At 39.9% G+C, this 17153-nt stretch carries 16 protein-coding genes and 4 pseudogenes; 6 read left to right on the plus strand and 14 right to left on the minus strand.

Features of this window, described 5'->3' with window-relative positions; genetic code table 11:
* Positions 1–25: 25 nt before the first annotated feature.
* Positions 26–2907, minus strand: a pseudogene (gene gcvP / locus ACFJIZ_RS21090) (aminomethyl-transferring glycine dehydrogenase).
* Between the two features lie 299 nt (positions 2908–3206).
* On the opposite strand from gcvP, the gene ACFJIZ_RS21095 reads away from it, so the two are divergent.
* Positions 3207–3374 carry a hypothetical protein gene (locus ACFJIZ_RS21095; protein ID WP_379088728.1) on the plus strand — a complete coding sequence of 56 codons (168 nt, stop codon included), beginning with the start codon at positions 3207–3209 and terminating at the stop codon, positions 3372–3374.
* A 47-nt stretch (positions 3375–3421) separates the two neighbouring features.
* The gene (locus tag ACFJIZ_RS21100; protein ID WP_379088731.1) at positions 3422–3634 is read left to right on the plus strand and encodes a hypothetical protein; all 213 of its coding nucleotides are present in this window, start codon (positions 3422–3424) and stop codon (positions 3632–3634) included.
* Between the two features lie 75 nt (positions 3635–3709).
* Here the strand turns inward: ACFJIZ_RS21100 and ACFJIZ_RS21105 are convergent, their stop codons facing one another.
* From ACFJIZ_RS21105 to ACFJIZ_RS21115, 3 genes and pseudogenes are all read right to left on the minus strand, one after another.
* Positions 3710–4273: a hypothetical protein gene (locus ACFJIZ_RS21105; protein ID WP_379088734.1), complete on the minus strand. Its 564-nt coding sequence runs from the start codon at positions 4271–4273 to the stop codon at positions 3710–3712.
* Positions 4270–5184, minus strand: a complete 915-nt coding sequence (locus ACFJIZ_RS21110; protein WP_379088737.1) for a DMT family transporter — start codon at positions 5182–5184, stop codon at positions 4270–4272. The genes ACFJIZ_RS21105 and ACFJIZ_RS21110 overlap by 4 nt, the downstream gene beginning before the upstream one ends.
* 85 nt (positions 5185–5269) lie before the next feature.
* Positions 5270–5987 (minus strand): annotated as a pseudogene (locus tag ACFJIZ_RS21115) (pyridoxine 5'-phosphate synthase).
* Positions 5988–6098: 111 nt separating this feature from the next.
* Here ACFJIZ_RS21115 and ACFJIZ_RS21120 point away from each other — a divergent pair.
* Genes ACFJIZ_RS21120 through ACFJIZ_RS21130 form a run of 3 tightly spaced genes read left to right on the plus strand, consistent with a single transcriptional unit; the run spans position 6099 to position 7694 of the window.
* Positions 6099–7034: a polysaccharide deacetylase gene (locus tag ACFJIZ_RS21120; protein ID WP_379088740.1), complete on the plus strand. Its 936-nt coding sequence runs from the start codon at positions 6099–6101 to the stop codon at positions 7032–7034.
* A gap of 37 nt (positions 7035–7071) precedes the next feature.
* Complete coding sequence (locus tag ACFJIZ_RS21125; RefSeq protein WP_379088743.1) at positions 7072–7263, plus strand: hypothetical protein; 192 nt, start codon at positions 7072–7074, stop codon at positions 7261–7263.
* A complete protein-coding gene (locus tag ACFJIZ_RS21130; RefSeq protein ID WP_379094169.1) occupies positions 7260–7694 on the plus strand; it encodes a class I SAM-dependent methyltransferase in 435 nt (144 codons plus the stop codon). Before ACFJIZ_RS21125 ends, ACFJIZ_RS21130 begins: the two co-directional genes overlap by 4 nt.
* Positions 7695–7967: 273 nt before the next feature.
* On the opposite strand, the gene ACFJIZ_RS21135 is transcribed toward ACFJIZ_RS21130, so the two are convergent.
* The 9 genes and pseudogenes from ACFJIZ_RS21135 to rpmB all read right to left on the minus strand — a co-directional run bounded on the left by ACFJIZ_RS21135 (position 7968) and on the right by rpmB (position 14308).
* Positions 7968–9050: an Ldh family oxidoreductase gene (locus tag ACFJIZ_RS21135; protein WP_379088745.1), complete on the minus strand. Its 1083-nt coding sequence runs from the start codon at positions 9048–9050 to the stop codon at positions 7968–7970.
* A 52-nt stretch (positions 9051–9102) separates the two neighbouring features.
* Positions 9103–9375, minus strand: coding sequence for a bacillithiol biosynthesis BshC (bshC, locus tag ACFJIZ_RS21140; protein WP_379088748.1), 273 nt, complete (start codon positions 9373–9375; stop codon positions 9103–9105).
* Between the two features lie 37 nt (positions 9376–9412).
* A complete protein-coding gene (bshC, locus tag ACFJIZ_RS21145) occupies positions 9413–10693 on the minus strand; it encodes a bacillithiol biosynthesis cysteine-adding enzyme BshC (RefSeq protein WP_379088751.1) in 1281 nt (426 codons plus the stop codon).
* 47 nt (positions 10694–10740) lie between these two features.
* Positions 10741–12075 (minus strand): 30S ribosomal protein S12 methylthiotransferase RimO, encoded by a 1335-nt coding sequence (gene rimO / locus ACFJIZ_RS21150; RefSeq protein WP_379088754.1) that lies wholly within the window; start codon positions 12073–12075, stop codon positions 10741–10743.
* A 59-nt stretch (positions 12076–12134) separates the two neighbouring features.
* Positions 12135–12509: a GxxExxY protein gene (locus tag ACFJIZ_RS21155; RefSeq protein WP_379088757.1), complete on the minus strand. Its 375-nt coding sequence runs from the start codon at positions 12507–12509 to the stop codon at positions 12135–12137.
* A gap of 71 nt (positions 12510–12580) precedes the next feature.
* Positions 12581–13543: pseudogene (gene ftsY / locus ACFJIZ_RS21160) on the minus strand (signal recognition particle-docking protein FtsY).
* Between the two features lie 71 nt (positions 13544–13614).
* The gene (locus ACFJIZ_RS21165; protein WP_082435050.1) at positions 13615–13776 is read right to left on the minus strand and encodes a DUF4295 domain-containing protein; all 162 of its coding nucleotides are present in this window, start codon (positions 13774–13776) and stop codon (positions 13615–13617) included.
* 75 nt (positions 13777–13851) lie between these two features.
* The gene (gene rpmG, locus ACFJIZ_RS21170; protein ID WP_008242799.1) at positions 13852–14034 is read right to left on the minus strand and encodes a 50S ribosomal protein L33; all 183 of its coding nucleotides are present in this window, start codon (positions 14032–14034) and stop codon (positions 13852–13854) included.
* A 40-nt stretch (positions 14035–14074) separates the two neighbouring features.
* A complete protein-coding gene (rpmB, locus tag ACFJIZ_RS21175) occupies positions 14075–14308 on the minus strand; it encodes a 50S ribosomal protein L28 (RefSeq protein WP_055132404.1) in 234 nt (77 codons plus the stop codon).
* 206 nt (positions 14309–14514) lie between these two features.
* On the opposite strand from rpmB, the pseudogene acs reads away from it, so the two are divergent.
* Positions 14515–16406, plus strand: a pseudogene (gene acs / locus ACFJIZ_RS21180) (acetate--CoA ligase).
* A gap of 53 nt (positions 16407–16459) precedes the next feature.
* On the opposite strand, the gene ACFJIZ_RS21185 reads toward acs, so the two are convergent.
* Positions 16460–17119 carry a hypothetical protein gene (locus ACFJIZ_RS21185; protein WP_379088762.1) on the minus strand — a complete coding sequence of 220 codons (660 nt, stop codon included), beginning with the start codon at positions 17117–17119 and terminating at the stop codon, positions 16460–16462.
* Positions 17120–17153: the final 34 nt, after the last annotated feature.

Raw genomic sequence — 17153 nt, forward strand, 5'->3', positions numbered from 1 at the left:
CCCGATTTTTGGTCGGGACTTTTTTTTAAGCAATTGCTTCTTCTTCCATGTAACTTTCTATAGGAGGACATGCACAGATCAAAGCTCTATCGCCATGACTGTCGTTTACCCTGCCTACAGATGGCCAGAATTTATAAGCAGCAACATACGGTAATGGGAAAGCTGCGGTCTGTCGACTGTAACCATGTGTCCATTCATTTGCGGTTACTACCGCAGAAGTATGTGGTGCATTTTTTAAAGGATTGTCAGTTTTATCTAAACTTCCGTTCTCTACAGCGGCAATCTCATTTCTGATGGCAATCAAAGCATCACAGAAACGATCTAACTCATGTTTCGGCTCACTTTCTGTAGGCTCAACCATTAAAGTTCCAGCAACAGGGAAAGAAACCGTTGGTGCATGGAAACCATAGTCCATTAAACGTTTGGCAATATCTACTACTTCAATACCAAAGTTTTTGAAACCACGACAATCCAAGATCATTTCGTGGGCACAACGACCTTGCGCACCAGAATACAATACTGGATAATGTGCCTCTAAACGGGCTTTCATGTAGTTGGCATTTAAGATTGCATATTTGGTTGCATCAGTTAAACCTTCACCACCCATCATTGCGATATACGCATGAGAAATGATCAAGATAGATGCAGAACCCCATGGTGCTGAAGAAACAGCCGGGATAGATTTTTCGTTATTGATGTTGACCACAGCATGACCTGGCAAGTATTTTACCAAGTGAGCTGCCACACCAATCGGACCCATACCAGGACCACCTCCACCATGTGGAATGCAGAATGTTTTATGTAAGTTCAAGTGGCAAACGTCTGCACCGATATTAGCCGGGCTGGTTAAACCAACTTGTGCGTTCATGTTGGCTCCATCCATGTAAACCTGTCCACCGTTTTCGTGGATGATGTTACAGATGTCGATGATGCTCTCTTCGAAAACACCATGTGTTGATGGATAGGTAACCATTAAACAAGAAAGATTTTCTGCATGTTCAATAGCTTTTGCCTTTAAATCTTCTACATCGATGTTTCCGTTTTCTAACGATTTAACTACGATGATCTTCATGCCAGCCATTGCTGCAGAAGCAGGGTTGGTGCCATGTGCCGAAGCAGGAATCAAAGCGATATTACGGTGGAAATCTCCTCTATCCTGATGGTAGGCTCTGATCGACCATTAAACCAGCATACTCACCTTGGGCACCAGCATTTGGCTGTAAGCTCATGGCAGCAAAACCAGTAATTTCACTTAACCATTTGTCCAACTCGTTAAATACGGTATAATAACCCAATACTTGATCAGCAGGTGCAAATGGATGCACTTTACCAAACTCAGGCCAAGTAACCGGAATCATTTCGCTGGTTGCATTCAATTTCATGGTACATGAGCCCAAAGCAATCATCGAATGACAAAGTGAAAGATCTTTGGTCTCTAATGATTTGATATAACGTAACATCTCATGCTCAGAATGGTGTGCATTGAAAACCGGATGTGTTAAATATGCTGAAGTACGTTGTAAGTTAGCAGGGATAGTCGTTTCTACCGCTTCGATAACAGTGAGGTTGTCTGCTGAAATCCCTTTTACTTTAGAGAAGATACGAACCAACAATTTTATATCCTCGAATGAAGTTGTTTCATCCAATGAAATGCTCACCAAGTTTCCGTTGTAGTTAAGATTGATGTTGTTGTCTAAACATTCTTTATGGATAGACCCTGTCAAATCGCCCAAATCCAATTGAATGGTATCGAAATAAGATTTGCTCAACACGTTATAACCAATTTCGGCAAGTGATTTTGCTAATGAAGCCGTTAATCCGTGGGTACGTTCTGCAATTAGTTTCAAACCTTTAGGACCATGGTAAGCGGCATAAAAACCAGCCATGATCGCCAATAATGCCTGTGCAGTACAGATATTTGAAGTGGCTTTATCTCTACGGATGTGTTGCTCGCGGGTTTGAAGTGCCATACGCAATGCATAGTTGTCATTGCTATCAATCGTTACCCCGATAATACGACCAGGGATAGAACGTTTGTACTCGTCTTTTGTAGCAAAATAAGCTGCATGCGGTCCACCAAAGCCCATTGGCACACCAAAACGTTGGGTTGTACCTACCACTACATCGGCACCCCATTCTCCCGGAGGCGTTAATAACGTTAAGCTCAATAGATCGGCAATTACCGTTAATTTAATGTTTTTGCCATGTAGTGTAGTAGCAAAACTAGTGTAATCGAACACTTCGCCATTACCTGCCGGATATTGTACAATTGCACCGAAAAATTCTTCGGTAGCCGTAAATTCTTCATGGTTACCGATCGACCAATTCGATACCGAATGGATTGGCACGGGTTTTTAAAATGTCGATTGTTTGTGCAAAGATCAGCTCCGAAACAAAATATTTTGTCGCTTTTTGGTCTTTACGTAAGCTGTATTGCATAAACATGGCTTCAGCAGCTGCTGTACCTTCATCTAACAAAGAGGCATTGGCAATTTCCATACCGGTTAGATCGATCACCATGGTCTGGAAATTTAACAGGGCCTGTAAACGACCTTGTGCAATTTCTGCTTGATACGGTGTATACTGGGTATACCATCCCGGGTTTTCCATTACATTACGTAAAATTACACCAGGGGTTAGTGTATCATAATAACCTTGACCAATGTAAGATTTGAAGACCTTGTTTAAAGAAGCAGTCTGTTTTAAACTGGTTAGGTATTCAATTTCAGATTTTGCCTTTGGCAGGTTTAAAGGCTGCTTTAACCTGATCTTTTGAGGAACGGTCTGTTCAATCAGTTCGTCAATAGATTTTACACCAATAGTGTGTAGCATTGCCGCAGTATCTTCCGCATTTGGAGCAATATGGCGGTCTTGAAAGTCTTCTTGGTAGTGGATGTTTAAGCTCATGAAGTATAGCAATAAATGATTGCGCAAAGGTAAGAAATTTGCAACTATTTATTGGCATGAAATACAAGCTAAAACGTCATATTTTGGTGGCAAAAACAGACTGGAAAATTACATGGTTCGTGTTGATTGCAAACGCTGGTTCGTGTGGAGACAAACCAGAAGTTTGATTGGCATTGTTCAATCTATCCTTTCATTAAAAATAACACGTAAGCTATTGTATTTATTCTGATTATGTGTATTTTTAGTTATAACCTAAACCAAAAAATATGAAAAAGTTAAATTCCCTTTCAAAGGGTGAAATGAAAAAAGTTGTTGGTGGCGGCGACGAATGGCAGTACCCTGCCTTATGTACGCGTTGTATTGAAGAAGCGGAAGCTGATCCTTACCATCCACCGGTTTATTCTCCTGAAGGCTGTTTAAGGTGGCATTGCCCAACGCCAGAACCTCCAGGACCAGTGTTAGGCTGATAAGCCAAGGTAAACCACAATTTTTATTAAAGTTTTAACCCAAGAACATGAAAAAATTAAATTCAGAAATGCTGCTTGCCAAAAGCGAAATGAAAAAGATCATGGGTGGAGGAGGCGAAGAAGAAATGCACCCCATGTGTAATAAATGTATCGAAGATGCAGAAGCAGGTCCATACCACCCACCTTATTATAGTCCACCGGGTTGTATCCTATGGCATTGCCCGATTGAAGATCCAGGGCCTGCTATAGATGTTCCATAGCCGTTTGGCCTAGCTATAGCGGAATCTTATTCGGCTTTTAACCGATTAAAAGCTGAATAAGATTTTTTAATTTGATCATTTGTTCACTTTCCAGCCTTCTTCCTTATCCAGTTTCAACCGGTAGGTTTTGGTAATGAAATCGCTATTATTCGAGCTGTTCTTTTGAAAAGGGGCAAATACGGTGTTCTCTTTCTTTAATGAAACCGTAACTTTTGCGTTATTGTCGTTTACCCTAGAGAAATTCACAGGCTTTTCGCTAGACAGGATATAGTCAACCACTTTTACGGTTGCTTTATCTTCATCTTGTTTTAAAACCAATTCTTTCGATTTGTCAGTTAATTTAATGAGGTAGACAAAACTACTGTCTTTAGACAAAAACTTCTTTTTGCCTTCCTGTAAGGTCATCGAGATATAACCTTCGTTGGCCAGTGTCTTGTATTTTTCTAGTTCCAACATTTCTTTTCTGCTGTTGAATTTGATCTCGCCAAAATAGAAACGGTCTGTTTTATATTCAGGGTTTCCTTTTAAGTAATCTGTAATCACTTCTCCGGCTTCACTCTCGTTGATCGTGGCTACGTTTTTACATCCGCCAAAGGCTAATGCAGCTAAGGTAATCAATGCAAAAAGCTGTTTCTTCATGTTGTTTTTGTTTTAAAGATATTCCCCTTTTTTATATTTTCCAAATTTGGTAAAACCATGGCGCCTAAAATAATGGCTACACCTAACCAACGTACCAAGCTTACTTCTTCGTTTAATACCAATGCCGACATGCTTACCGCCACAGGCAGTTCTACAGAGCTTAAGATCGAACTGAGGGTCAATCCTGCTTTTGGAATACCTGAAGCAAAACATAATGGAGGAATAACTGTACCAAATACCGCAAGGATCATCCCCCATTTCAATAAGCTGCCTCCTAAGGCACCATTGATTAAAAAGTGGGGTGGTAAAAGGATAAAGATAATGATACAAGCACCGGTAATCATCAAGGCACTCTTCTTTAATACGGGATATTCAGTGCCCAATTTGCCGTTTAACATTAAAAATGAAGCATAAAAGAGTGCAGAAATCAAACCATACACAATGCCCATTACATTAAGCTGTTCAATTGGAGTGCCCAACCAGCCACTGGCCAAAACAGTTCCGCCTAGAATAAAGATAATGGCTAGGATCTGACTTTTGGTAGGTTTCTTTTTGTAGAAGATCAGCTCCAACAATACGCTTATCCATACAAATTGCATCAATAAGATGATGGCTACCGAAGCCGGAACCAACTTTACACATTGGTAATAACAAAGGCTCACCATGCCAGAAAATGCACCTGCGGCCACTAGTTTGGCCCAATGCGTTTTTAAAATAGGTTTTGGAGTTTCTTTTGATCTGAATTTTGTTTGGATCAAATAGGTGGCCCACAACAGCACCATGCCAAAAAAGGCCTGTGTGCCAGTCACATCTGAGAGGTTATAACCTTCGGCATAAGCCAATTTAACAAAAGTAGAAAGGATGCCAAAACTACAGGCACCAAAAAGTACAAGGATTACACCTTTGAGCATAGGATATGGATTAAAACGTCATTAAGGATAAAGTGGAAATCATCTTTAGATTGCTGACCACTGTCCCAGCGGGATGACGAAGAGATTAAGCTAATTGTTTTAAATATTGTTGGATGGTATTTTCCAGACCTAAATACAAAGCATCACTGATCAGGGCATGGCCGATGGAAACTTCTAAAAGATTTGGAATCTGTTGTGCAAAATATTGCAGGTTATGTAGGTCAAGATCGTGCCCAGCATTGATTCCTAAACCCAGTTCGTTGGCTTTTCGGGCAGCGGCAACATAAGGGGCAATGGCCTGTTCCTTGTTTTGGTGATAGCCGCTTGCATAGGCTTCGGTATACAATTCGATGCGATCTGTTCCTGTTGCCAAGGCGCCTTCAACCATTTCGATAACTGGACTCTACAAAAATAGAAACACGGATGCCTGCATCTTTAAAAATGGCCACCATATCTTTCAGATAAGCCTGTTCTTTAATGGTATTCCAACCATGGTTAGAGGTCAGTTGACCTTCCGTGTCGGGTACCAAGGTAACTTGGGCAGGTTGATTGGCCAAAACTAAATCAATGAATTTCTGTTCACGACAATTGCCTTCGATGTTAAATTCGGTGGCAATCACAGCTTTTAGATCAAAAGTATCCTGATAACGAATATGACGCTCGTCTGGGCGCGGGTGCACCGTGATGCCTTGTGCACCAAAACGTTCACAATCTAAAGCCACTTTCACCAGGTCAGGATTATTGCCTCCACGGCTGTTGCGCAAGGTGGCAATCTTATTGATGTTAACCGATAATTTTGTCATGTTGCAAAGATAAGGAATAGGAAAAGGAATGTAAGTTGTAAATTACAAAAGGGAAGCTTGGCTGACATTTTAAGGGCGTCTGTAAAAACAAATTGTGTTTATATTTGGATAATGAAATTACCACCGCTGCTCATCTTGCTATTGTTTTTCTTGAAGGCCAATGCGCAAAATTTTGAAGATATAACGCGCTATAAGGTAAATTACGCTTTAGCTACGCACGACACTGAAAAATTGATCGCCATCAGGAGTTTTGTAAATGAGGGTAAAAAATACCTGCTTTTGGTAAATCCAGAAACTTTAAATACCAAGGTTGATGTTGCAGCTAACTATTCACTTTCTAATTTGGCCTTAGGTAATGTGCAGGCTATTTTTAGGCAATCGGCTTATGTCAAAGCATTGGAAGTGGCTTTACAAAATGGAAGCCCTTTACAAAATGCAGGTATTGACCATGCCATACCACAAGAAAAGGGAATTGCATTGACGATTGATCTTTGCCCATCTCATAAGCCACTAGATCGGATAATCTTTCAATCATTGATCAATGCATTTAAAAATATACAACAACCTGTTCCTTTGGCCATTTCTGTGTCTGGCAAATGGATGCTTAAACATGTGGATGAGCTCAATTGGTTGAAAAGTCTGGTGGTACAAAAAGAACTGGACATTACATGGGTCAATCACTCTTATAACCATGAAGTAAATAAGTTGCCTTTGACCGAGAACTTTCTATTGGCCAAAAATACGGACCTGAATGTTGAAGTTTTAGAAAATGAAAAGCTGATGCTTAAGAATGGGCTAAGCCCCTCTGTCTTTTTTCGCTTTCCTGGATTGGTATCTGATCAGCAGATTGTAGCAAAAATAGCGGCTTATGGGCTGATTCCGATAGGTAGTGATGCCTGGTTGGCGAAAGGGCAACAGCCGAATGCTGGTAGTATTGTGTTGATCCATGGCAATGGAAATGAAGAAATCGGGGTTCAAGATTTTATCAAACTGTTAAAAGCGAAACAGGTAGATGTAAAAAACAAACAATGGTTGTTGTTTGATTAAGACGAGGTTTGGAAAAGGAATTTGAAAAATAAAGCAGATGGAAAAAGAAAACAAAAAACCAGAGTTTTGGGAGACAGCCTTTGGCGAAAAACAGGAGATGTGGGGTTTTGAGCCATCAAAATCTGCGGTATTGACAAAGGATTTTTTTGTCGAAAAATCGATAAAGAACATCCTGATCCTGGGATTGGTTATGGACGGAATGCGCAGACTTTTACCGAAAATGGAATAACTGTAACCGGGATAGAGATTTCGAAAACTGCAATTGAAATGGCCAGAAAACATTATGGAACAGCGATGGTCATCCACCATGGTTCTGTAACCGATATGCCATTTGATCAACAACAATATGAGGGGATCTTTTGTTATGCATTGATCCATTTATTAGACAGTAGCGAAAGAGAAAAATTGATCCGTGATTGTTATAGCCAATTATCTGAGGGTGGGTATATGGTCTTTACGGTAATCTCAAAGGCGGCGCATACCTATGGACAGGGTGAATTTATCAGTAAAGACCGTTATGAAATATTTGATGGGGTAAAGATGTTCTTTTACGATGAAGAATCGATCAAATCAGAATTTGGTAAAACTGGATTAATTGAAGTGATGGCCATTAGTGAGAGTCAACCCTTTTTTTTAATTAAATGTAAAAAGGAATCGTAATCAGGATTGGTTAAATGGATAAATATTCTTCTATAGGTGTATAGGCTGGTCGGGATTTGCAATCTCGGCTTAGTTATTATAAACAAAGATTTTTCGCTGTGTTCAGCATGACAATATGCTATGTGAACTATCTTTCTATGTGGTCAATATTAATCAATAAACTCAAATTGATTGAAATGAGATTTACTTCGTAGCTACTTCGCGGTCTTCTCTGCACTAACTTATTACAAATAGAGATTCTTCGCTATGCTCAGCAAGACAAAGCTTTTAAAGCTAAAGCCCTTCAATTTCTAATTTTGCAGCCAGTTCATTGAGGTCATTTACTACCACATCAATGATGGGTATGCCGCTTAATTTTCTTTCTTGTTCAAAATCATGTTCAGGTTCACCCGGAACGATGACCTTTTTGGTTGGGTCGACAGTCTTGGCATTTTTGAAACGTGCTATCCAATTGTCTAAATGAGATTTGAAATCTGCAGCTGGGCGAAAGCCATCTACACGCATGGCACCTAAAAAATGCCCAATTCCTTCACCAACTGGATCTGTTGGTGGTTCTAAAAATGCTACGAAAGGAGGAACCCAAGGTCCGTAGTTGGCACCAGACAGCACCGCCGATAAAATATCGACAGTAGCACTTAAGCCATATCCTTTATGGCTACCATGATCTTTATCGCTACCCAAAGGTAAAAGTGAGCCACCATTTTTGAGTTCGTTTGGATCCAAAGATTGTTGCCCATTTGCATCTTGTACCCAACCATCCGGAATGGCCTTGTTGGCTCTTTGTGCAATCTCGAGTTTTCCGTTGGCAGCAGCAGCCGTGGCCATGTCTACAATTACTGCTGGGTATTTACCTGCAGGAAAAGCATAACACATGGGGTTTGTGCCTAATAAACGTTCGTTGGCATAAGTAGGCGCTACCAGCGGACTGGCATTGGTCATGCTGATTCCAATCATATCTTTCTCAACAGCCATTAAAGCATGATAACCTGCAATACCAAAGTGATTAGAGTTTTTAACGGCAACCCAACCGCTGCCATATTTTTCAGCTTTCTCCATCGCTACTTGCATGGCAAAAGGAGCAACCACCAAGCCTAAACCTCCATCGCCATCTACAGTTGCCGTAGTAGGGGTTTCGTGTACAATTTTGATGTTGGGCGTTGCATTGATCGTTTTCTTCTCCCAAAGCCTTACATAACCACTTAAACGTGCTACACCATGAGAATCTATTCCTCTAAGATTAGAACGGATCAACACATCAGCGGCTAATGTTGCATGCGCATCAGAACAGCCCATCTTTTTAAAAACGGAGTAGGTAAAATCTCTAAGTTTGGTTTCGGTAAAGGTGATAAAGTTCATTTTTTGGTGTCAAGTAGCAAGTAATAAGTATAAAGACTGCGTGTTGTTTAAATTAGGAAGGCAACAACAACGTAAAATCGCCGCCCAAGGGTTGGAAATTCTCAATCAACGATGAAAGAAAATCATCTCCGTAATTCACATACATTGGAGCAATATTCACTACCCTTTCTTGTAAAGTGCCACTTGGGAAGAGTCTGTTTTTAACATTCTCTATCTGTTTGAGCGACACTTCATGTTTTCTTTTTTCTGCTCTGAAAAGCTTTTTCTCCAAGTTTTCTAACAAATGGTTTGTTTTGGTTTTTGCAGAATCCGCAGAGTTTTCCAAAGTCTTGTCAATTTTAAAAGCATTGAGTTTGATCTGGTCAAAAGCGGCTTGGATGGATCCTCATTTCATCAGCCAAACTCAGGTTGGCATCGCTGTTGTTTTTGATCCAGATATTTTTAAGATCTTCAGTAGGAAGAAAAACATCTTCCAGTTTAAAACCTAATCTGTTTAAATTTTCGGCGCTACGTTTATCGATCAACAAAGCTGAATTACGCAATAACAAAACAGGGAAATCTGTTTGGTAATGATCAAAATTAGCCTTCAATTGCATCCAGTAACTTACCTCTGCACCACCACCAATATAGGCAATGTTGGGCAAGATCACTTCTTGGTACAAAGGACGCATGATTACATTAGGACTAAATCTTTCGGGATGGTTTTCAATCTCTTTCAACAGTTCTTCCTTGCTAAATGAGATTTCGGTATGGTTAACGGTATAACGATTGTCTTTTTCGATGATTCTTTCGCGCAGGTTGTCAATCAAATAGAAGAAATTGATTTCTCTTCCATTTACTTGAGTCTTATAACCATGTTGCTCCAGCGTCTGACTTGTCTTTTCTGTTAAATGGGCACTATTTTGTTCAATGATATCTTTTTGGATAATGCCACTGAATTGTTTCTTTAGCCTTGCATCATCGGCATTGATCATGACCAAACCATAGTTTTCAAATAAGCTGTTTACCAATACACGGGTGGCATCGGCTAGGTTGTCGTGGTGTAGATATGCGTGTTCAACCAGTTTGGCCAATTTTTTCCCGTTTTTGCTGATCCCCAAATACGCTTTGTAAGCCATTACCGCTGCGGCTACCGTTTTGGTATTTAACCTGCCTGTTGCCCCATTGGTCTGTTGGATCCAGCTGATGTTCTTTTCATCTACACTTATATGGTTGATCTCTTCAAAATCATGGTCTTCGGTAGCCATCCAATAAACAGGAACAAAGTTTTTTTCTGGATAGGCGATCTTTAACTCCAGCGCCAGATTGATCGTAGTTACAATTTTATAGATGAAGTACAAAGGCCCGGTAAACAGGTTAAGCTGATGACCAGTAGTCACTGTAAACGTATTGGCATTGGCCAATAAATCTATATTGTGTTTTACAGATTTATTGGTCTTTATATCTTGATATTGTTGGGTTAAAACCTCAACCAGTTCGGCTCTATTTCCTTTGAAATTTCTAGCGTCGACAGCTTTTTTCAAGCCATCAAGGTCTGGACGGAAACTATAGAAAGATTGTAGAAACTCATCATCATTAACATAATCTAAAACCAATTTAGAGAATGAATGAGTATCTTGATAAGAGATATATTTTGCCTTCATGTTCTGCGAAATTAACCTAATTTACTAAACATTTTTCGGCATGAGATTTATTTTACAATTTGTCCATACAGGTCGAAATCTTCTGCACGGTCTATCTTCACATTTACAAAGCTCCCGTTGGCCGCATAACCAGAATTGGCATCGATCAGCACCTCGTTGTCAACCTCTGGCGAATCGAATTCGGTACGACCGATAAAGAAATCACCTTCTTTTCTATCGATCAGTACTTTATAGGTTTGGCCAACTTTTTCTTGGTTGATGTCGAATGAAATACCTTGTTGCAGTTCCATGATTGCATCAACACGTGCCTGTTTTACTTCTTCCGGAACATCGTCAACCAATTGGTGCGCATGGGTCTTCTCTTCGTGCGAGTAGGTGAAACAACCTAAACGGTCAAAGCGTGTTTCTTCTACCCAATTGTACATTTCCTCAAAATCCCGTTCCGTTTCTCCTGGGTATCCACAAATTAAAGTCGTACGCATCGCGATGTTCGGAACTTTGGCCCTGATCTCGTTTACAATATCAATGGTTTTCTGTTTGGTAATCCCACGACGCATCGATTTCAACATATTATCAGTAATATGTTGTAAAGGCATGTCAAGGTACTTACAGATGTTTTCACGTTCGTTCATGGCATCCAAGATCTCCATCGGGAAACCGGAAGGATAGGCGTATTGCAACCTGATCCATTCAATGCCTTTTACATCAGATAGGCGACGTAACAATTCATCCAAATTACGTTTGCCATAAATGTCAAGGCCGTAATAGGTCAGATCTTGCGCAATTAAGATCAATTCTTTGGTGCCGTTTGCGGCCAAGATCTTGGCTTCGTTTACCAACTCGTTCATGTCTCTAGAAACATGTTTGCCACGCATTAACGGGATGGCACAAAAAGAGCAAGGGCGGTTACAGCCTTCAGCAATCTTAAAATAGGCAAAATGAGAAGGAGTGGTCAATAGCCGTTCGCCAATCAACTCATGTTTGTAGTTTGCACCTAAACTGTGCAATATATTCTGTAGGTCGTTGGTGCCAAAATAAGCATCAACATTTGTAATTTCTGATTCTAATTCAGGTTTGTAACGTTCAGAAAGACATCCTGTAACGATTACTTTCCCAACTTTACCTTCGTCTTTTAACTGACTGTACTGTAAAATGGTATCAATTGATTCTTGTTTGGCATTGTCGATAAAACCACAAGTATTGATCACAATGATATCATCTTTGCCAACACTAGTGGCCTCATGTTCAACTGATAAGTTATTGCCACGTAACTGTCCCATCAACACTTCAGAATCGTAGGTGTTTTTTGAGCAACCTAAAGTAATTACGTTAATTTTAGGCTTTTTTGCAATTGTATCTTTCTTTATTGTTTTGGTATTCATAGTATGTATGATAGCACCGATTTTAATATGATTACACCGATTTAGGTGATGATAATGATTTATACTGACAATCTTTTTACTTCACAACTTGCATTGCCAAAGTTAATCAATAAGCCAGTCTTTACTTTACTTGCTTTCAGATAAGAGATAACCTGACTTTGAAAAAGTTTGGGTTGATACCCAGTTATTGATTTTAGTTCTACAATAATTTTGTCTTCAACAAAAAGATCACATCTAAATTTTCCAATAACAACTCCCTCAAAAATTACGCTGAACTCTTTTTCTGCTTCAAACTTTAATCCAACCTGTTGTAGTTTTATCTTCAGTGCATTCGCATAGATTTTTTCCAAAAAGCCAGGACCAAGTTGATTATGAACTTCATAACAGCAACCTATTATGGCTTGGCTTAAAGGATCTTTTACACTTTCTTCCATTGTTTAAAATCTGTGCAATCCTTTCATCTGTGCAATCAAACGCGAAGCGGAAGTTAAGTGCAATGCGTATATTAATTAAATAAGGAGTTGACGAAATCTTTTTTATCGAACAACTGTAAGTCGTCCATTTTTTCGCCTACACCAATATATTTCACAGGTATTTTAAATTGATCAGAGATGCCGATTCACCACGCCACCTTTAGCAGTACCATCTAGCTTGGTAATGGCCAAAGCATTTACATCGGTCGCTTCGGTAAACTGTTTACATTGCTCAAAAGCATTTTGACCAGTAGAACCATCCAATACCAATAAGATTTCGTGCGGTGCATTAGGATCACCTTTTGCATTACATTTTTGATCTTGCCCAGCTCGTTCATTAAACCAACTTTATTATGTAAACGACCAGCAGTATCGATAATTACTACATCTTCTTGGTTGGCCACAGCCGATTGTAAAGTATCGAAAGCAACAGAAGCAGGGTCTGAACCCATGGCCTGTGCCACTACTCTAACCCCAACACGTTCTCCCCAAAGTTTGATCTGGTCTACAGCGGCAGCCCTAAAAGTATCGGCTGCACCTAAAACTACCTTAAGGTTTTCATTTTTTAGTTTATGGGCAAGTTTACCAATGGTAGTCGTTTTACCCACACCATTTACGCCAACCACCATGATCACATAGGGTTTATGGTTGCCATATTCAAAGTTGCGAAAATCGTTGCTGTTGTTTTCTGCTAGTAAAAGCTGAATTTCGTCGCGTAGGAGGTGATGTAACTCAGAAGTAGATAGGTATTTGTCTTTCGCAACACGCGCTTGGATGCGTTCAATAATTTTTAGGGTAGTACTTACGCCAACATCAGAGGTAACCAATACTTCTTCAAGGTTATCCAATACATCATCATCCACTGTCGATTTTCCGGCAACAGCTTTGGTGATCTTACTTAAAAAACCTTCTTTAGTTTTTTCTAAACCCTTATCTAAAGCTACTTGTGCTTCAGGAGCAGTTTCCTTTTTCTTGAAAAAATCGAATAAACCCATAGAATGATATTAAAATAAAAAAGCCCTTCCGTTAAATACGGAACGGCTCTTAATGCTATTCGTGAAGAAGACTACTTGCTTGTACCAGCAAGCGCATCTTTAACGTGATCGTTATGAACAATGATTTCTTTGAAAGAATAAGCACCAGTTTTTGGTGATTTATTCATTGTAATAACTTTCGAATATTCTTTTCCTGTACCCGTTTTTAGGGTTGCAACTACTTTCTTTGCCATGTCTTTAAAATTTAATGATTGAATGAATGTTAGAATGATCGAGTATAAGTCGGTCTTTCAGTCAATCTAGCTCAATTATTTTATCTCTTTGTGTACGGTTACTTTTTTCAATACTGGATTGAATTTTTTCAATTCTAAACGCTCAGTAGTGTTTTTACGGTTTTTCGTAGAAATATATCTAGACATACCCGGCATGCCACTAGTTTTATGCTCTGTACATTCTAAAATAACCTGTACTCTGTTACCTTTTTTTGCCATTTTATTTATTATTATAGCTGATGGGTATCAGCAAATGTTATTACAAATATCCTTTTTTCATGAAACGATTAATCGCCTCAGAAATACCAATTTTATTGATGGTTTTAATAGCTGAAGTAGACACTTTTAGTGTTATCCAACGATCTTCTTCAGGAATATAAAATTTCTGAAGTTGTAGGTTAGGGTAAAACTTGCGCTTAGTTTTAACGTTCGAGTGAGAAACATTAAATCCCGACATCGCCATTTTTCCGGTTAAATCACAAACTCTTGACATGACTTTTTTATTATTTGATTATTTCGCTGCTTAATTTTTTTAAGAGTGTGCAAATATCTGAATAATAATTGTAAAGAACAATAGTGGCGAGGAAATATTTTTATATAATTCGCTAAATATCTGCCCGATTGTAAAATTGATGCAATTTGAAAGTCCTATTGTTTATTATTTATTTAAATTAGCAACCAACAAAACTTAAACTTACAATGCAGATTACATCTTTTGAGCAATACGAAGCCGATTATAAAAAGAGCGTAGAGAACCCAGAGCAGTTCTGGGGAGAAGTAGCACAGAACTTTCAATGGCGCAAACCTTGGTACAAAGTCTTATCGTGGAACTTTACCGAACCAAATATCAAATGGTTTGAAGGCGCAAAATTGAACATTACAGAAAATTGTTTAGATCGTCATTTGGTTGCCAATGGAGATAAACCGGCCATTATTTGGGAACCTAACGACCCTGAGCAAGATAGCGTAACCCTTACCTATAAAATGCTGCACGAACGTGTGTGTCGCTTTGCCAATGTATTGAAAAGAAACGGCGCTAAAAAAGGCGACCGCATCTGTATCTATATGCCTATGGTGCCAGAATTGGCCATTGCGGTATTGGCCTGTGCCAGAATCGGTGCTGTGCATTCAGTGGTTTTTGGTGGTTTCTCTGCCAAATCTATTGCCGATAGGATCAATGATGCAGCCTGTAAATTGGTGATCACCGCCGATGGAGCTTACCGTGGCAACAAACAGATTCCTTTAAAAGATGTAATTGACGATGCCTTGATAGGCTGTCCAACAGTAGAGAAATGTATCGTTCTAACCCATGTACGTACCCCTGTTTCGATGTTGAAGGGCAGGGATGTTTGGTGGGAAGATGAAGTGAAACACGTAAACGATGTTTGCGAAGCAGAAGAGATGGATGCCGAAGACCTCTTATTCATTTTATATACTTCGGGCTCTACCGGTAAACCAAAAGGTGTGGTGCATACTTGTGGTGGATATATGGTCTATGCAGGTTATACATTTGCCAATGTATTCAACTACCAACCAGGCGAAGTGTATTTCTGTACGGCAGATATCGGTTGGATCACAGGACATTCTTACATTGTATACGGACCACTATCGCAAGGGGCTACCTCATTGATATTTGAAGGGATTCCAACTTTTCCAACTCCATCTAGGTTCTGGGATGTTGTAGAAAAACATAAAGTAAATACCTTATATACCGCACCAACCGCCATCCGCTCTTTAATGAGTTTTGGCGATGAACCTTTAAACGGAAAAGACCTCAGCTCGATCCGCGTATTGGGTTCTGTGGGCGAGCCGATCAACGAAGAGGCTTGGCATTGGTTTGACGAAAAGATCGGACATGGCAAAGCACCAATCGTAGATACCTGGTGGCAAACCGAAACCGGAGGATGATCATCTCGCCAATTGCAACCGTTACACCAACCAAACCAAGTTTTGCAACTTTGCCATTGCCTGGTATACAACCAATCTTGGTTGACGAAAATGGGAATGAAATTGAAGGAAATGGTGTAAGTGGAAACCTTTGTATCAAGTTTCCTTGGCCAGGAATGTTGCGTACCACTTATGGCGACCACGAACGTTGTAAACAGACGTATTTCTCAGCTTATGAAAACCTTTACTTTACTGGCGATGGCTGTTTGCGTGATGAGGATGGTTACTACCGCATCACAGGTAGGGTAGATGATGTATTGAATGTTTCGGGCCATAGGATCGGAACTGCCGAAGTAGAAAACGCGATCAACATGCATGCCGGGGTTATCGAAAGTGCGGTAGTAGGTTACCCACATGATGTTAAAGGACAAGGGATTTATGCCTTTGTCGTCTTCCCAGAGATGCATGGCGATGTAGAACTGACTAAAAAAGATATCCTACAGACCGTAACCCGTGTAATCGGTGCCATTGCAAAACCAGATAAGGTATTGTTTGTATCAGGCTTGCCTAAAACAAGATCGGGTAAGATCATGCGTACGATCTTACGTAAGATTGCCGAAGGCGATACGAGTAACTTGGGCGACATCAGTACTTTGCTGGATCCAAATGTGGTACAGGAGATCATTGAGGCTGCCAAAGCATAAGATAGATTCCTAATCAAATAAAATATAGAAAAAGCGACCCTAGGGTCGCTTTTTTATTTGGTAGAAGAAATTGAAAATTGTAGGCGGCCAACTGGCTCTTTGTTAAAATGGGCAGTATACCAATCGCGGAGCTCAGGTGTTTTAAACTGTTCATCGCTATTTACGCCTCTGATCAATCGTTTAGCAGCTTTGGTGCCGTTTACACCATTTCTAGCTTCGAAAAGTATGTAATCCACTACGATGTTGTCACTAGGTTTTGGTCCTTTGTAGGCCAGTATCGAGCCATCCTTTCCAATGATGAATGGTGCTTTTCCATCTAATTTTAAGATGCTACGAAATTCTTCGGCCGAAGCGTTGTTGCCAAGTTGATAGCCGTTCGAAACGGTGTCTGAGCCTACATATAGGTTGGCAAACACCACATCAGGATATTTGGCAAAGCGCTGTTGTAGGGCGGCATAAGATTTTTCCTTATCAGTAGTAGGTCTATTGTTTTTGTTTTCCCATACATAGAGATAGACGGTTTTTCCAACAAATGCCTCGTTGAATAGTTGTTTTTTGCCATGGGCATCTATCAGCTGCATGCCCGAGATGTTGGTATGGGTATAGTCGTTGTAATCTTTTACAACCAATTTCGCTAGGCCTTTAACCATCATGGTACAAGAGCTGGTCGTCAAATAGAGCGGAAGGATCAATAGGTAAAGTAATTTTTTCATCATAACGGTTATGTTCTTTTATTGATGACGGTGG

This window comes from Pedobacter sp. UC225_65 (genome assembly GCF_042698365.1).
Classification (GTDB): domain Bacteria; phylum Bacteroidota; class Bacteroidia; order Sphingobacteriales; family Sphingobacteriaceae; genus Pedobacter.

Coding starts and splice junctions, on each gene's coding strand:
- ACFJIZ_RS21185 (WP_379088762.1), bottom strand. CDS start 17,119: ATGAAAAAATTACTTTACCTATTGATCCTTCCGCTCTATTTGACGACC.
- ACFJIZ_RS21125 (WP_379088743.1), top strand. CDS start 7,072: ATGGAAAAAGAAAACAAAAAACCAGAGTTTTGGGAGACAGCCTTTGGC.
- ACFJIZ_RS21165 (WP_082435050.1), bottom strand. CDS start 13,776: ATGGCAAAGAAAGTAGTTGCAACCCTAAAAACGGGTACAGGAAAAGAA.
- ACFJIZ_RS21155 (WP_379088757.1), bottom strand. CDS start 12,509: ATGGAAGAAAGTGTAAAAGATCCTTTAAGCCAAGCCATAATAGGTTGC.
- rpmG (WP_008242799.1), bottom strand. CDS start 14,034: ATGGCAAAAAAAGGTAACAGAGTACAGGTTATTTTAGAATGTACAGAG.
- rpmB (WP_055132404.1), bottom strand. CDS start 14,308: ATGTCAAGAGTTTGTGATTTAACCGGAAAAATGGCGATGTCGGGATTT.
- ACFJIZ_RS21100 (WP_379088731.1), top strand. CDS start 3,422: ATGAAAAAATTAAATTCAGAAATGCTGCTTGCCAAAAGCGAAATGAAA.
- ACFJIZ_RS21110 (WP_379088737.1), bottom strand. CDS start 5,184: ATGCTCAAAGGTGTAATCCTTGTACTTTTTGGTGCCTGTAGTTTTGGC.
- ACFJIZ_RS21105 (WP_379088734.1), bottom strand. CDS start 4,273: ATGAAGAAACAGCTTTTTGCATTGATTACCTTAGCTGCATTAGCCTTT.
- ACFJIZ_RS21095 (WP_379088728.1), top strand. CDS start 3,207: ATGAAAAAAGTTGTTGGTGGCGGCGACGAATGGCAGTACCCTGCCTTA.
- ACFJIZ_RS21135 (WP_379088745.1), bottom strand. CDS start 9,050: ATGAACTTTATCACCTTTACCGAAACCAAACTTAGAGATTTTACCTAC.
- rimO (WP_379088754.1), bottom strand. CDS start 12,075: ATGAATACCAAAACAATAAAGAAAGATACAATTGCAAAAAAGCCTAAA.
- bshC (WP_379088751.1), bottom strand. CDS start 10,693: ATGAAGGCAAAATATATCTCTTATCAAGATACTCATTCATTCTCTAAA.
- ACFJIZ_RS21120 (WP_379088740.1), top strand. CDS start 6,099: ATGAAATTACCACCGCTGCTCATCTTGCTATTGTTTTTCTTGAAGGCC.